The organism is Klenkia terrae (genome assembly GCF_037083865.1).
Taxonomy (GTDB): domain Bacteria; phylum Actinomycetota; class Actinomycetes; order Mycobacteriales; family Geodermatophilaceae; genus Klenkia; species Klenkia terrae.
In genome coordinates this window covers 392441-407110 of sequence record NZ_JBAPLV010000001.1, presented here as the reverse complement: position 1 = coordinate 407110, position 14670 = coordinate 392441, and the positions used below count along the sequence as shown (strand labels likewise).

At 74.4% G+C, this 14670-nt stretch carries 11 protein-coding genes; 5 read left to right on the top strand and 6 right to left on the bottom strand.

What is annotated here, in order from left to right:
• From UXQ13_RS02005 to UXQ13_RS01995, 3 genes are all read right to left on the bottom strand, one after another.
• On the bottom strand, positions 1 to 880 hold an 880-nt coding region (locus tag UXQ13_RS02005; RefSeq protein ID WP_336391739.1), incomplete at its 3' end, for an AAA family ATPase.
• Positions 877 to 2028 (bottom strand): exonuclease SbcCD subunit D, encoded by a 1152-nt coding sequence (locus UXQ13_RS02000; RefSeq protein ID WP_336391738.1) that lies wholly within the window; start codon positions 2026 to 2028, stop codon positions 877 to 879. The genes UXQ13_RS02000 and UXQ13_RS02005, both read right to left, overlap by 4 nt.
• Before the next feature lie 68 nt (positions 2029 to 2096).
• Positions 2097 to 2663 carry a PH domain-containing protein gene (locus UXQ13_RS01995; protein ID WP_336391737.1) on the bottom strand — a complete coding sequence of 189 codons (567 nt, stop codon included), beginning with the start codon at positions 2661 to 2663 and terminating at the stop codon, positions 2097 to 2099.
• 138 nt (positions 2664 to 2801) lie between these two features.
• On the opposite strand from UXQ13_RS01995, the gene UXQ13_RS01990 reads away from it, so the two are divergent.
• Entirely contained in the window at positions 2802 to 4910 is a 2109-nt protein-coding gene (locus tag UXQ13_RS01990) for a protein kinase domain-containing protein (protein ID WP_336391736.1), read from the top strand.
• A 4-nt stretch (positions 4911 to 4914) separates the two neighbouring features.
• Here the strand turns inward: UXQ13_RS01990 and UXQ13_RS01985 are convergent, their stop codons facing one another.
• Complete coding sequence (locus tag UXQ13_RS01985; RefSeq protein ID WP_336391735.1) at positions 4915 to 5736, bottom strand: biotin--[acetyl-CoA-carboxylase] ligase; 822 nt, start codon at positions 5734 to 5736, stop codon at positions 4915 to 4917.
• Positions 5737 to 5820: 84 nt separating this feature from the next.
• Between UXQ13_RS01985 and UXQ13_RS01980 the strand changes: the two genes are divergently transcribed.
• From UXQ13_RS01980 to UXQ13_RS01965, 4 genes are read left to right on the top strand one after another with little or no spacing between them, the layout of a single operon-like run.
• Complete coding sequence (locus UXQ13_RS01980; protein WP_336391734.1) at positions 5821 to 7446, top strand: acyl-CoA carboxylase subunit beta; 1626 nt, start codon at positions 5821 to 5823, stop codon at positions 7444 to 7446.
• Positions 7443 to 7661 (top strand): acyl-CoA carboxylase subunit epsilon, encoded by a 219-nt coding sequence (locus UXQ13_RS01975; RefSeq protein WP_336391733.1) that lies wholly within the window; start codon positions 7443 to 7445, stop codon positions 7659 to 7661. Before UXQ13_RS01980 ends, UXQ13_RS01975 begins: the two co-directional genes overlap by 4 nt.
• Positions 7658 to 8260 carry a Maf family protein gene (locus UXQ13_RS01970; RefSeq protein ID WP_336391732.1) on the top strand — a complete coding sequence of 201 codons (603 nt, stop codon included), beginning with the start codon at positions 7658 to 7660 and terminating at the stop codon, positions 8258 to 8260. Before UXQ13_RS01975 ends, UXQ13_RS01970 begins: the two co-directional genes overlap by 4 nt.
• Before the next feature lie 43 nt (positions 8261 to 8303).
• Positions 8304 to 10064, top strand: coding sequence for an acetyl/propionyl/methylcrotonyl-CoA carboxylase subunit alpha (locus tag UXQ13_RS01965; protein ID WP_336391731.1), 1761 nt, complete (start codon positions 8304 to 8306; stop codon positions 10062 to 10064).
• A gap of 45 nt (positions 10065 to 10109) precedes the next feature.
• Here the strand turns inward: UXQ13_RS01965 and UXQ13_RS01960 are convergent, their stop codons facing one another.
• Together UXQ13_RS01960 and UXQ13_RS01955 are read right to left on the bottom strand one after the other, a co-directional pair.
• The gene (locus UXQ13_RS01960; protein ID WP_336391730.1) at positions 10110 to 13133 is read right to left on the bottom strand and encodes a zinc-dependent metalloprotease family protein; all 3024 of its coding nucleotides are present in this window, start codon (positions 13131 to 13133) and stop codon (positions 10110 to 10112) included.
• A 109-nt stretch (positions 13134 to 13242) separates the two neighbouring features.
• A complete protein-coding gene (locus UXQ13_RS01955; protein WP_318250013.1) occupies positions 13243 to 14646 on the bottom strand; it encodes an NAD(P)H-quinone dehydrogenase in 1404 nt (467 codons plus the stop codon).
• Positions 14647 to 14670: the final 24 nt, after the last annotated feature.

Here is a 14670-nt window from a genome sequence, read left to right as displayed (position 1 = left end):
GGACGGCGGCCGCCCACTCCCGGCGGTCGTGGCGCTCGGCCGCCGAGCGGGCAGCGGCCAGCGCGGCCGCCGCGGCGTCCAGCTCCGCACCGGTCTGCGCGACGGCGGTCCTCGCCCGGTCGTCGCGGTGGCGGGCGGCAGCCGTCGTGGCCCGCACCCACCGGTCCACGGCACCGTGGCCGGGGTCGTGGGCGAGCTGCTCGGGCATGTCACCACCGGACACCTGGGCGATCCGCGCCAGCAGGGTGCCGAGCGTCGCGCGGGCCAGGTCCAGTCGGTGCCCGGCCGTGCGGCGCTCCTCGGCCAGCCACTCCTCGGCCCGGGCGAAGCGGCCGACGTCGAACAGCGTGCGCAGCAGGCGGCCTCGGTCGTCGGGCTCGGCCCGGAGGAAGCGGGCGAAGTCGCCCTGCGGCAGCAGCACCACCTGGCAGAACTGCTCGGCCGACAGGCCCAGCCGGGTGCGCAGGTGCTCGGAGCCCTCGTCGATGCGGGTGCTGACCGGTTCCCACCCTCCGTCGGTCAGCCGCTGCACGAGCAGCATCGCCTGCTCGGTGGTCCACCCGGCGCCCCGCTTCTTGGGGCGGACCTGCTCGGGCCGGCGGGTGATCCGCAGCCGCTCGCCGCCGATCGTCACCTCGCACCCCACCTCGGTGCGCACCCCCGCCTCCGCGTGGTCGCTGCGCAGACGCTTCTCCTGCCCCCGCGGGCCGGGCACCGAGCCGTACAGCGCGAACACCACCGCGTCGAGCAGGGTGGTCTTGCCCGCGCCCGTGGGGCCCCAGAGCAGGAACAGGCCGTCGCGCCCGACGTCGTCCAGGTCGACCGACACGGTGCCGGCGAACGGGCCGAACGCACTCAGCGTCAGCGAGTGCACCCTCACCGGGCCGCCTCCTCGCGGTCGGCCGCCGCGAGGGCGCGTCCCAGCAGCTCCCGCTCGGCCGCCGAGGGACCGACCCCGGCACGGACGTGGCCCACGAACTCCCCCACGACCGACAGCGGATCCCGGCCGCGGAGCCGCTCGGTGTAGCTGCGCTCGTCGGAACCGGTGGGCGCCCCCGACCACTCCAGGTGCACGCAGTGCGGGAACCTGGTCTGCAATCGGCGCATGGCGTCGGTCGGGCGCACCGGGTCGGTGAGGCGGGCGGACACGAAGTGCTCCAGCACGGCCTCGTGGGCGGGGTCGCCCAGCAACTCGGCCAGCTCGCCGCTCAGGACGGACAGCTGGCGGGGCACCGGCAGCGGGACGGCGCGGACCCCAGCGAGGCCGGTGGCATCGAGGTCGACCAGCCAGACCTGCTTGGACTGACCTGCCTCGCCGAAGGAGTAGGGCAACGGGGAGCCGCTGTAGCGCAGCCGCGGGCTCAGGGTCTGCGGACGGTGCAGATGCCCCAGGGCGACGTAGTCGACGCCGTCGAACACCGACGGGCTGACCAGGTCCACACCGCCCACGGCGATGTCGCGCTCGCTCTCGCTGGGCAGCCCACCGCCGACGAACGCATGGGCCAGCACTACCGAGCGGGCGCCCGGGCGGAAGTACAGGTCGGCCCGCACCTTGTCCATCGCCGCCGACAGCACGGCCTGGTGGGAGCGGGCCAGGTCGGCGCCCAGCTCGTGGCGGGCGACCTCGGGCTCGAGGAACGGCAACCCGTAGACGGCGACCTCACCGTGCTCGTCGGCCAGCAGGACCGGCTCGTCCAACGAGGCCGTGGTGGCCCGGACGTGCACGCCGGACACGGCCAGCAGCCCGGCGGCGAAGCCCAGCCGCCGGGCCGAGTCGTGGTTGCCGGGGGTGAGGACCACCGTGGCGCCGGCCGCCCGGAGCCGGGACAGCACCCGGTCGAGCACCCCGGTGGCGTCGGCCGAGGGGACCGCGCGGTCGTAGACGTCACCGGCGACGAGCACGACGTCGACCCGCTCGGCGCGGACGACGTCGGCCAGCCGGGACAGCACGGCCTCCTGCTCGGCGAGCAGGTCGGTCCCGTGCAGGGACCGGCCCACGTGCCAGTCGGAGGTGTGCAGGAACCGCATGGCCACGACGCTAGGCGGCCCCTCCGACAAAAGCGCCCCCGGTGGGACCGGTGGGGCCGACGCGCAGGTCAGCGCTGGGGCGGGACCGGCCCGGTCTCGCCGCGGTAGTACTGGCCGATGTAGCCGGCGCTCTCCTGCGCCCGCCGGTCGGCGTCCTCCTCGACCATGTGGTTGAGCAGCTGCTGGACGCCGTCGGAGTCCGGGATGGCCGACCAGATCGTCGACCCGCCCTCGCCCGCGGTCTCGATCGTGAGCTTGCCGGAGTTGATGATGCGGTCCCACAGCGTCTGGCTGTAGGAGACGTCGGTGATCCGGGACAGCCCGATGTCCCGCCCGGTGCGGGAGAGGATCCCGACCCGGTAGAGGATCCGGTGCGAGGTGATCACGTAGTGCGTCGTCCGCCACTTGAGCACAGGGACGACGACGAACGCGACGGCCAGCAGCACGGCCAGGACGACGACCACCAACCGGTAGACCCCCTGGTTCGACCCCTCGGGGATCAGGGCGGCCCCGAAGGAGCCCAGGCCCACCAGGACGAGGAACGCCACGATCGGCCAGAAGACGGTCAACCAGTGCGGGTGCAGGTGCCGGACGACCCGCTCGTCGTCGGCCAGCAGCTTGTCGGGGTAGGCCACGGCGACAGGATGACCGACCGGGCCACCGCCGTCACCACCCCTGGCCACGGAACCGGCCGTGTCGCGCCCGGAGGGGGTGGTGGGCCGCCCGGGGACGGCCCTAGGGTGCCGTCACACCCCCCACCTCCTGGAGGAACCGTGCTCGCGCCCGGGGACACGTTCGCCGGGTACACCGTGGTCCGTGAGCTCGGCACCGGCGGCATGGGCGCCGTGTACCTGGTCCAGCACCCCCGCCTGCCGCGCACGGACGCGCTGAAGGTCCTGCGGCGCGAGCTGTGCAGCGACCCCGCCTTCACCCGCCGTTTCCTGCGCGAGGCGGAGCTGGTCGCGGGGCTCAGCCACCGCAACGTCGTCCCGGTGCTCGACCGGGGCGAGGTGGACGGCCAGCTGTGGCTGACCATGGCCTTCGTCGACGGCCAGGACGTGGAGGGCGCACTGGCCGCCGCGGGCGGGCGGCTGCCACCGGAGCGGGCAGTGCACGTCGTCACCGAGGTGGCCGCAGCACTGGATGCCGCCCACCGGCAGGGCCTGGTCCACCGCGACGTGAAGCCGGCCAACATCCTGTTGAGGCCGGGCGACGACGACGAGCCGGAGCAGGTCTTCCTCACCGACTTCGGCATCGCCAAGCCGCTGGAGGCCGGCAGCACGCGGCTCACCCGCACCGGGATGGTCATCGCCACGTTCGACTACGCCTCGCCGGAGCAGGTCGAGTCCCGCGACCTCGGTCCCCCCTCGGACGTCTACTCCCTCGGCTGCGTCCTCTACCGGCTGCTCAGCGGATCGGTGCCGTTCCCGGGCGACACGCTCTACGCCGCCCTGCACGGGCACGTCTCGCTGCCGCCGCCGCGCCCGTCGGCCACGGTGCCGGCCTCGCCCCCGGCGCTGGACCAGGTCGTGGCGCGGGCCATGGCCAAGGACCCGGGAGACCGGTACCCGACCTGCCGCGCCCTGGCCGCCGCCGCCCGGGCAGCACTGGCCCCGCGCCCCGCGCCCCGGCCGGCGCCGGCGAGGCCCGCGCCGGCGCCGGTGACCGTGGTGCAACGCACCGTCCCCCAGCCTGCACCCGCGACCGATCGCTGGACCGCCGTCGGGCCGTCGACCCCGCAGAGGACGGGGCCGCCGGGGGCCTCCCGACCCGGCGTGGGCCACCGGCCGCCGTCCCCCGCCCCGGGTGGGCCGGCACCGGCCCCCGGACGCGGTCGGCGCCGGTGGGCGGCGGCGGTCGCGGTCACCGTCTCCGTCGTGGGGGTCACGACGGCGATCACCGTCGTGCTGAACCGCGGCGACGACGACGCCGGGGCCGGGGCCGCGCCCACCGCCGGTGGCGCCTCGACGACGGCCGGCCCGGTCGCCACGACGGCGGGACCGGCCGAGCTCGCCCTCGCCGCGCTGCCGCGCTCGGCGCAGCCGCTCCCCGACGACGTCGTCGTGGTGGGCCAGGTGGTGGACGGGCGAGCGGTGCTCGTCGAGGTCGACGCCACGACCGGGGAGTCGGTGCAGATCACCTCGGGCACGGACGACGCCGTGAGCCCCCTCGTCTCGCCGGACCGGCGCAGCGTCGCCTTCGCCAGCGTCCCTGCGGGCGGCGTGGCGAGCCTCGTCGTCATGCCGGTCGGGGGCGGACCGGTGGCCCCGCTGCTGCCGTCCCTCCCGGACGGCTGCACCGATCCGGGGCGCCCGGCCTGGAACCCGTCCGACGCCACCGTCCTGGCACTCCCGTGCACCGACCCGTCCGGGGCGGCCGCCGTCGTCGTCGTGACGCTCGACGGGGCCGTCCAGCGCACCCTGGACGTGGGCCCCTGGTTCGGTGACCTCGCCTTCTCCCCCGACGGGGCGCAGCTCGTGTTCTGGGCGGCGGCGGCCGCGGGCATCGACGGCGGGCCGTTGTCGGTGGTGCCCGTGGACGGGTCCGCACCGGCGGAGCAGCTCACGGACGGGTCGGACGCCGACCCCGACTGGTCGGAGCAGGGGATCGCCTTCCGCCGGTCCAACGCGGACGGCAGCCGCAGCATCTGCGTCCTCGGCGACGACGACGGGCAACCCGAGTGCCTGACGACCGGCTCGTTCGACCAGGACCCGTCGTGGTCGCCGGACGGCGGTCGGCTCGCGTTCAAGAGCGACCGCGGCGCCCCACCCGGTCTGAGCCGGACCTGGACGATGGCGTCCGACGGCAGCGACCTGCAGCAGTTGACCGAGGTGCCCGACGACGTCGACCAGCCGTCGGCGCCGGCCTGGGGGGTGCGCTGAGGGATCAGCGCCGCCGGACGTGCCGGACGTCGCCGGCGGCCAGCTCGTACCGGCCCTCCGGGGTGCGGACGACGAGGCGGCCGTCCCAGTCCACCGCCTCGGCCACGCCCTCCAGCGACGAGCCGTCGGGCAGCGTGACCACGACGTCGGCACCCACCGTGGAGCACCAGGACAGGTAGTCCGCGGCCAACCCCGACGAGACCGGGTCACCGGCGTGCTCGACCCACCGGCGGTAGCGGGTCTCCAGCGCGCGGAGGTAGGCCAGCAGCACCGGGGCCCGGTCGACGGCGCGGCCGGTGACCTCGACCAGGGAGGTGCCGGTGCCGGGCAGCTCGTCGGCGCGGGTGGACACATTCAGCCCGACCCCCACGACCACCCCGCCGTCCGCGACCTCGGCCAGGATCCCGGCCAGCTTCCGGCCGTCCGGCGCGAGCAGGTCGTTGGGCCACTTGAGGGACGTCCGAGCCGTGTCGGCCAGCGACTCGGCCAGGGCGACCCCGGTGAGCATCGACAGCCAGCCACGGCGGGCGGCGGGGACGTCGGGGCGCAGCAGCACCGAGACGGTCACCCCGGCCCGCGGCGGCGACGTCCAGGTGCGGTCCAGGCGCCCCCGGCCGGCGACCTGGTGCTCGGCGACCAGCACCAGCCCCTCCGCCTCGCCGTCGGCGGCGCGGGCGGCGAGCGCGGCGTTGGTCGAGCCGATCTCGTCGACCACCTCGACCGCTCGCCACAGGCCGTCGCCGCGCTGCAGGGCTGTGACCAGCGCCACGGCGTCCAGCCCAGGGCGGTCCAGGTCCCGGTAGCGCCCCGCGCCGGTGTCACCCATGTCCCCTACGCTACGGCCGGTGCAGGCGGGTCCCGCAGCGGAGCGGGCACACCCGAGCGAGGCTGATGGCCTGGGAGGTCCCGAGTGAGCGCGGCTGAACTGCAGGACGCCGGCGAGAACGTCCCCGACGACGTCGACGTGCACACCACCGCGGGCAAGCTCGCCGACTTCGCCCGGCGGCAGGCCGAAGCCCTGCACGCGGGCTCGGACAAGGCCGTGGAGAAGCAGCACGCCGCCGGGAAGATGACCGCCCGCGAGCGGGTGGAGTTCCTGCTCGACGCGGGCTCCTTCACCGAGTTCGACGAGTTCGCCCGGCACCGGTCGACGAACTTCGGGCTGGAGAAGAAGCGGCCCTTCGGCGACGGCGTGGTCACCGGCTACGGCACGGTCGACGGCCGTCCGGTCGCGGTGTTCAGCCAGGACGTCACCAGCTTCGGCGGCAGCCTCGGCGAGGTCTACGGCGAGAAGATCGTCAAGGTGCTCGACTTCGCGCTCACCAACGGCTGCCCGGTGGTCGGCATCAACGAGGGTGGCGGTGCCCGGATCCAGGAGGGCGTGGTCTCCCTGGGTCTGTACGGCGAGATCTTCCGCCGCAACGTGCACGCCTCCGGGGTCATCCCGCAGATCTCGCTGATCATGGGCGCCAACGCCGGCGGGCACGTCTACTCCCCCGCGCTGACCGACTTCGTGGTGATGGTCGACAAGACCAGCCAGATGTTCATCACCGGGCCCGACGTGGTGAAGACCGTCACCGGCGAGGACGTCACCCTCGAGGAGCTCGGCGGCGCGCGCACGCACAACACCAAGTCCGGCGTCGCGCACTACCTCGGCTCGGACGAGGAGGACGCCATCGACTACGTCAAGGCGCTGCTGTCCTACCTCCCGGCGAACAACCTGGACCCGCTGCCGGCCCTCGACGTGGCCGCGGTCGACACCTCGGTCGAGGGCGTGACCGACGAGGACCGGGAACTCGACACCTTCATCCCGGACTCCGCGAACAGCCCGTACGACATGCACACCGTCCTGGAGCACGTCCTGGACGACGGTGAGTTCCTCGAGGTGCAGGAGCTCTTCGCCCCCAACATCCTTACCGGCTTCGGCCGGGTCGAGGGCCGGCCGGTCGGGGTGGTGGCCAACCAGCCCACCCAGTTCGCCGGCACGCTGGACATCGACGCCAGCGAGAAGGCCGCCCGGTTCGTCCGGACCTGCGACGCCTTCAACATCCCGGTCCTGACCTTCGTCGACGTGCCGGGCTTCCTCCCGGGCACGTCGCAGGAGTGGGACGGCATCATCCGCCGCGGCGCGAAGCTCATCTACGCCTATGCCGAGGCCACGGTCCCGCTGGTCACGGTGATCACCCGCAAGGCCTACGGCGGCGCCTACGACGTCATGGGCTCCAAGCACCTGGGCGCCGACGTCAACCTGGCCTGGCCCACCGCGCAGATCGCCGTCGTCGGTGCCCAGGGCGCCGTCGGCATCCTGTACCGCCGCGAGCTGGCCGACGCCGAGAACCCGGACGAGCGGCGGGCCGAGCTGATCGCCGAGTACGAGGACACCCTGGCCAACCCCTACATCGCCGCCGACCGGGGCTACGTGGACGCCGTCATCCTGCCCTCCCACACCCGGATCCAGGTCGCCAAGGCCCTGCGGGTGCTGGCCAACAAGCGCCAGACCCTGCCGGCCAAGAAGCACGGGAACATCCCGCTGTGAGCGACGACGTCGTGCGCCCGCTGCTGCGGGTCGTCCGGGGCGAGCCGTCGGCCGAGGAACTGGCCGCCCTCACCGCCGTCGTCGCCGCGCTGTCCCAGCGCCGGGACCGCCCCCGGCCCACCCCGGTCGGCGCCTGGGCGTCGCGTTCGGACGCCGTCCGGCGTCCCCTGCACCACGGTCCGGGCGGCTGGCACGCCTCGGGACGGTTCGCATGACCCGCCGGCTGGTCCTCGCCTCCGCCTCGCCGGCCCGGCTGCAGCTGCTGCGCCAGGCCGGGCTCGCGCCCGAGGTCGTCGTCAGCGGGGTCGACGAGACCGCGACCCGCTCCCCCCGGGTGGCCGAGCTGGTCGCACTGCTGGCCACCGCCAAGGCCCAGGCCGTGGCCCGACAGGAGTCCGACGCGCTGGTGATCGGCGCGGACTCCGTGCTGGAGTTCCGCGGCCAGCCGCTGGGCAAGCCCGCCGACGCGGCCGACGCCCGGCAGCGCTGGCGCCGGATGGCTGGCCGCAGCGGGGTGCTTCACACCGGTCAGGCCCTGTTCGACGTGCAGGGCGGTGCGGTCGCCCGCCGCGACGTGGCCGTGTCGTCGACGACCATCCACTTCGCCACCCCCACCGACGCCGAGATCGACGCCTACGTCGCTTCCGGCGAGCCGCTGCAGGTCGCCGGGGCGTTCACCCTCGACGGCCTGGGTGCCGCGTTCGTCCGGAGGGTCGAGGGCGACCCCACCGGCGTCATCGGGCTGTCGCTGCCGCTCCTGCGGGTCCAGCTGGGCCGCCTGGGGCTGACCATCACCGAGTTCTGGGACCGCTGAGCCTGCTGGCCGGAGTCCGCCCACATCGAGGAGGCTGTGCACTGTGCAGAAGGTCCTGATCGCCAACCGTGGCGAGATCGCCGTCCGGGTCGCCCGCGCCTGCAAGGACGCCGGGCTGACCAGCGTCGCGGTCTACGCCGAGCCCGACCGGGACGCGCTGCACGTGCGGGTCGCCGACGAGGCGTTCGCCCTCGGCGGGAACACCCCGGGCGAGTCCTACCTGGTGATCGAGAAGATCATCGACGTCGCGAAGGAGTCCGGCGCCGACGCCGTGCACCCCGGCTACGGCTTCCTCTCCGAGAACGCCGACTTCGCCCAGGCCGTCATCGACGCCGGGCTGACCTGGATCGGCCCCTCCCCCGCGGCGATCATCGCCCTCGGCGACAAGGTGCAGGCACGGCACATCGCCACGAAGGTGGGCGCTCCGCTGGTCCCCGGCACCACCGACCCGGTGAACGGCGGCGACGAGGTCGTGGCCTTCGCCGAGGAGCACGGGCTGCCGGTGGCCATCAAGGCCGCCTTCGGTGGCGGTGGTCGTGGCCTCAAGGTCGCCCGCACGATGGAGGAGATCCCCGAGCTGTTCGACTCCGCCGTCCGCGAGGCGGTCTCCGCCTTCGGTCGCGGCGAGTGCTTCGTGGAGAAGTTCCTGGACAAGCCGCGGCACGTCGAGGCCCAGGTGCTGGCCGACACCCACGGCAACGTCGTCGTGGTCGGCACCCGGGACTGCTCGCTGCAGCGGCGCAACCAGAAGCTGGTCGAGGAGGCCCCCGCGCCGTTCCTCACCGACGAGCAGCGCGAGCGCATCCACTCCAGCGCCAAGGCCATCGTGCGGGGTGCCGACTACGTCGGCGCGGGCACGGTCGAGTACCTGGTCGGGGTGGACGGCGACATCTCGTTCCTGGAGGTCAACACCCGGCTGCAGGTCGAGCACCCGGTCAGCGAGGAGACCAGCGGCATCGACCTGGTCCGCCAGCAGTTCCGGATCGCCGACGGCCTGCCGCTGGAGATCACCGAGGACCCGACCCCGCGCGGGCACTCCATCGAGTTCCGGATCAACGCCGAGGACGCCGGCCGCAACTTCATGCCGGCTCCCGGGCCGGTCACCGCGCTGTCGGTGCCCCAGGGCCCAGGCGTGCGGTGGGACTCCGGTGTCGTGGCCGGCGGCGAGGTCGCCGGGGCCTTCGACTCGATGCTGGCCAAGCTGATCGTCACCGGTGCCACGCGCGCCGAGGCGCTGCAGCGGGCCGCCCGGGCGCTGGACGAGCTCGTCGTCGAGGGCATGCCCACGGTGATCCCGTTCCACCGCGCCGTCGTCCGGGACGAGGCCTTCACGTCCGAGCCGTTCACCGTGCACACCCGGTGGATCGAGACCGAGTGGGACAACCAGGTCCAGCCGCACGGCGCCGCGGCCGAGACCGACGAGCCCGAGGAGCGGCAGACCGTCGTCGTCGAGGTCGGCGGGCGCCGGCTCGAGGTCTCCCTGCCGGCCGGCCTGGCCGCCGGGGGCGGTGCTCCTGCCGGCGCCAAGGCCAAGCCGCGCAAGCGCGGCGGCGGGTCCGGCGGCGGGGCCGCCTCCGGTGACAGCCTCACTTCGCCCATGCAGGGCACGATCGTCAAGGTGGCCGTCGAGGACGGCGCGACCGTGGCCGCCGGCGACCTCGTGGTCGTGCTCGAGGCGATGAAGATGGAGCAGCCGATCGTGGCGCACAAGGCCGGCACGGTGTCCGGCCTGTCGGCAGAGGTCGGCGCCACGGTCACCAGCGGCGCCGTCCTCTGCACGATCGCCGACACCGCCGAGGGATGATCGAGGGTCGGGGAGGGCGCCGGGCACCCTCCCCGACCGACCGGCCTAGGACCGGGTGACGATCCCGCTCGCCGTGTCCAGGGTCAGCGTGCCGCCCTGGAAGTCCTGCGCGGTGCCCCCCGCGACCGGCCGGGCGTCGCCGGTCGGGTAGCCCAGCGGGCCGGTCTCCCAGCCCTGCGCGATCCACGCGTCCTGGATGCGCCCGGACACCGCGTGCGTCCCGGTGGCCGCGGTCGTGTAGATCCGCCCGCCCTGGAACACCTGCCCGCAGCCGCCGTTGCGCAGCCCGCAGACCAGGCCCGACGTGGGGAAGCCGAACGAGCCGGTGTGACCACCGGTCGCCGTCCAGGCGGCCAGGATGGCCCCCGTCACCGACCGGGTGCCACCGGCCGAGGCGTAGAGCCCCCCGCCGGCGAAGGACTGTGCGCACCCGGCAGCCGTGCAGACGGCATCCCCCGTCGGGTAGCCCAGCGGGCCGGTCTCCCAGCCCTGGGCGATCCACGCGTCCTGGATGGCGCCGGAGACCGCATGTGTGCCGGTCGCCGCCGTCGAGTAGACCCGGCCGCCCTGGAAGACCTGCCCGCACCCGGAGCCGCGGAGCCCGCAGATCAGGCCCGAGGTGGGGTAGCCCAGCGGACCGGTCTCCGCACCCGATGCCGTCCAGACCGCGAGGATCCCGCCGCTGACCGCGCGGGTCCCGCCGGGCGAGGAGTAGATCGCGCCGCCGGCGAAGGCCTGCCGGCAGCCACCGCCGGCCAGACCGCAGACCTGGTCGGTCGTCGGGTAGCCCAGCGGGCCGGTCTCCCAGCCCTGCGCGATCCAGGCGTCCTGGACCGCGCCCGAGACCGCGTGGGCGCCGGAGGAGGGGCTGGCGTAGATGCGGCCACCCTGGAACACCTGGCCGCAGCCGCCGTCGCGCATGCCGCAGATCAGCCCGGTGACCGGGTAGCCCAACCGACCGACCTCGTACCCCGAGGCCACCCAGGCCGTGTGCACGTCACCGGTCAGGGCGTGCGTGCCGGTCGAGGGCGTCGAGTAGATGCGCCCGCCCTGGAACACCTGCCCGCAGCCGCTGCTGCGCATGCCGCAGATGACGTCGGTCGTCGGGTAGCCCAGCACGCCGTTCTCGTACCCCTGGGCGGTCCAGGCATCCTGGATGGCGCCGTAGAGCGCGTGGGTGCCGGTGCTCCAGGTGCTGTAGACCCGGCCGCCCTGGAACGCCTGGCCGCAGCCGCCGGCGGCCATGCCGCAGGCGTAGTCGGACACGGGGTACCCGAGGACCCCGGACTCCCGGCGCGGCCCCCAGGCCGACAGCACGGGGTCGGTGACGGTGCGCGCACCGGTGCCGGGCGTCCAGTAGATGACCCCGCCCTGGTAGTTGCGGCCGCAGCCGGAGCCCACCATCCCGCAGATGACACCGCTGGTCGGGGCGCGGAGGACGCCGGTCGCACCGCCCGAGCGGGCGTAGGCGGCATCGATGTCGGCCACCACGGTCGCCCGGTTGCCGATCGCGACGACACCGCCACCCTGGGCGCGGACGGCGAAGTCGGCCCCGATGTCGACGTAGCTGCCCACCGGGAGCGCACTCTGCTGGTCGGCGTTCCAGCCCGACGAGGGGCTCGGCGTCCCGTCGAGCAGCAGCGACGTGGAGTTGCCGTCCGCCGTCACGCGGCGCACCACGATGCCCGCGTCGAGCCGGCGGCTGTTGGCCGAGGTGGCCAGCCAGGCGTCCCTGCCGCTGGCCTGCCGGTACTCGATCCAGTAGACCGCCCCTGCGGAGTCGGTCAGCTTGACCGCCCGGGTGCCCGTCGCCGCCGACACCGGGGCCAGGGTGATCGTCGCCGGTGCGCTCGCCGGGGTGAAGGCCACCATCTCCGACGGGGGCAGCAGCCCGATGAGCGCCGCCTGGGCGGTGCTCAGGGAGCCCACCTGCGACCAGCTGAAGCCCATCAGGTCGTAGTAGTCCGCGTACTCGTTGAGCTGGCAGCTGCCGGTCTCGACGGTGCTGGCGCACTGGTACTGCGAGGAGTGGCCGAGGCCGAAGTTGTGGCCGAGCTCGTGGGCCATCACCGACGTGGCGACGTCCCGGACGTAGGACCGGCCGCCGGAGCCGACCGTCGACCCCACGGTGCCCAGGCCGTAGGCGCAGCCCGCGGCGCCGCTGGGCACGTAGACCATGAGGTGCCGGCCGGGTCCCTGCGTCCAGCCGGTCACGGACACGGCGGTGGCCCACAGGCCGTAGGGGTCCGAGCACGACGCGGACGACGAGACCCACCCGCGGGCTCCCCAGCCCGCCGAGATGCGCACCGTGCCGCCGCTCTGCTCGTCCCAGAACGCGGCGACCCCGCCGTTGACCTGGTCGACCACCTGGTCGACGGTCGTGGAGTCCGCCGTGGTGCCCGCCGGCCGCACGAGGACGACGGTCACGATGTTGGTGGCCTCGGCACCCGCTGCGGCCGTCGTGGGGTCCGGGGTGGCCGCGGCCACGACACGGGCCGACTGCACCTCGAGCGCCGGGGCGAGCCCCTGATCCTCGCTCGCCTCGTCGGCGACCTCGTCGCCCACCGTCACGGCGAGCGTCGCACCGGCCGCGGCCGGCGGCAGGTCCTCGGTCGGCACGCGGACGGCGTTGCCCTCCGGGGTCTCGATCCAGCTGAGCGGCTCATCGACGTGGTCACCGTCGTGGTCGTGCTCCGGGTCCGGGAAGGCCTGCACCAGCTCGCCCACCACGGTGTCGCCCGCGCTGATGGCGCCCGGGTCGAGCGTCGGCGGCGGGACGTCGGTAGGGACGCCGGGCGCCGGGGTCCCCGGGACGTCGGCGGCCGGGACGTCGGACGGGGTGGCCGCCGGGTCCGCGGGGGCCGACGACCCGGTCGTCGGTGCCGGGGACCCGGTCGTGGTCGCGACCTCGCCGGTGGCGGGGGCGTCCTGCGTCGTCGGGGCGGCCTCGACGCCCGTGGGGGCGGCGGTGTCGGCCTGCGCCGCGGGGGCGACCGCGAGCGAGGCGATCACCGCGAGGGAGGCGGCGAGCACCGAGCAGCGCAGTGTGCGGCGGCGGGCGTGGGGCACGTGGGACTCCTGGGCAGAAGGGGATCTGCCAGGTCTTCGGCCGGTGGGCGGTCCCGCTTGAGGACCTCACCCGTCCGGGGCGCTCACCTCACTCGTCGTGGGCCCGCGCTCAGTCGTCCTGGCTGTTCATCAACCGCCGCCCGGCCTCGGTGATCGAGCCCGACAGCGACGGGTAGATGGAGAACGTCTGCGCCAGGTCGTCGACGGTCAGCCCCTTGCTCACCGCCAGGGTGATCGGCAGGACCAGCTCGGAGGCGCCGGGCGCGACGACCACGCCGCCTACCACGACACCGGTCGACCGGCGGGCGAAGATCTTGACGAAACCGTCCCGCAGGTCGCTCATCTTGGCCCGGGCGTTGGTGGCCAGCGGCAGCTGGACGCTCTCGATGTCCGATCCCTCGGGCAGGGTCTTCTCCTGCACGCCGACCGTGGCGATCTCCGGGTGGGTGAAGACGTTGCCGGCCACCGTCTTGAGCCGGATCGGCGAGACCGCCTCCCCCAGCGCGTGCCACATCGCGATGCGGCCCTGCATGGCCGCGACCGAGGCCAGCTGGAACACCCCGGTCACGTCGCCGGCGGCGTAGATGCCCGAGACCGACGTCCGCGAGACCCGGTCCACGACGACGTGGCCGGACGGCGAGGTGACCACCCCGCACTGCTCCAGGTTCAGCCCGCCGGTGTTGGGCACGGTGCCCACGGTCATCAACGCGTGCGACCCGGTCACCACCCGGCCGTCGGTCAACCGCACCTCGACGCCGGTCGCGGTCCGCTTCACCGACTCCGCGCGGCCGCGCTCGGCGATCTTGCCGCCGCGGGACTGGAACACCTGCTCGACCACGGCCGCGGCGTCGGCGTCCTCACCGGGGAGCACCTGGTCGCGGGAGGAGACCAAGGTGACCGGCACACCGGCCTCGAGGTACCCGGACGCGAACTCCGCCCCGGTGACGCCCGAGCCCACGACGACGAGGTGCTCGGGCAGCTCCTCGAGCTCGTACACGTCGCGCCAGGACAGGATCCGTTCCCCGTCGGGCTCCGAGCCGGGCAGCACCCGCGGGTCGGCGCCGGTCGCGATCAGGACGACGTCGCACTCGATCTCCTGCTGCACCCCGCCGTCGAAGTCGCAGACCTCCACCCGGTGGGCGATCAGCCCGCGGATCTCGTCGGAGAGCCGGGCCTGGCCGCTGACGCAGCGCACCCCGACGCTCTCCAGCCGGGCGTGGATGTCGGCCGACTGCGCCACCGCCAGGCCCTTGATCCGCTGGTTGACCGTCGCCAGGTCCAGGCTGACGGTGGCCAGGTCGGTGCCCTGCAGGCCCAGGACGGCGGAGTCGCGCACCGCGGTCATCGCGCCGGCCGCGGCGATGAAGGTCTTGGACGGCACGCAGTCGGTCAGCACGCTGGCGCCGCCGAGGCCGTCGCGCTCGACGACGGTGACCTCGGCACCCAGCTGTGCGGCGACCAGGGCAGCTTCGTAGCCGGCCGGTCCGCCGCCGATGATCACGATGCGGGTCATGGGTGAGCTCCAGGGCAGTGCGGG

What these genes read in the sequence shown, in the direction of transcription:
- UXQ13_RS02000 (WP_336391738.1), bottom strand. Translation starts at nt 2,028, where the DNA reads ATGCGGTTCCTGCACACCTCCGACTGGCACGTGGGCCGGTCCCTGCAC.
- UXQ13_RS01985 (WP_336391735.1), bottom strand. Translation starts at nt 5,736, where the DNA reads ATGGGTGACACCGGCGCGGGGCGCTACCGGGACCTGGACCGCCCTGGG.
- UXQ13_RS01970 (WP_336391732.1), top strand. Translation starts at nt 7,658, where the DNA reads ATGACCCGCCGGCTGGTCCTCGCCTCCGCCTCGCCGGCCCGGCTGCAG.
- UXQ13_RS01955 (WP_318250013.1), bottom strand. Translation starts at nt 14,646, where the DNA reads ATGACCCGCATCGTGATCATCGGCGGCGGACCGGCCGGCTACGAAGCT.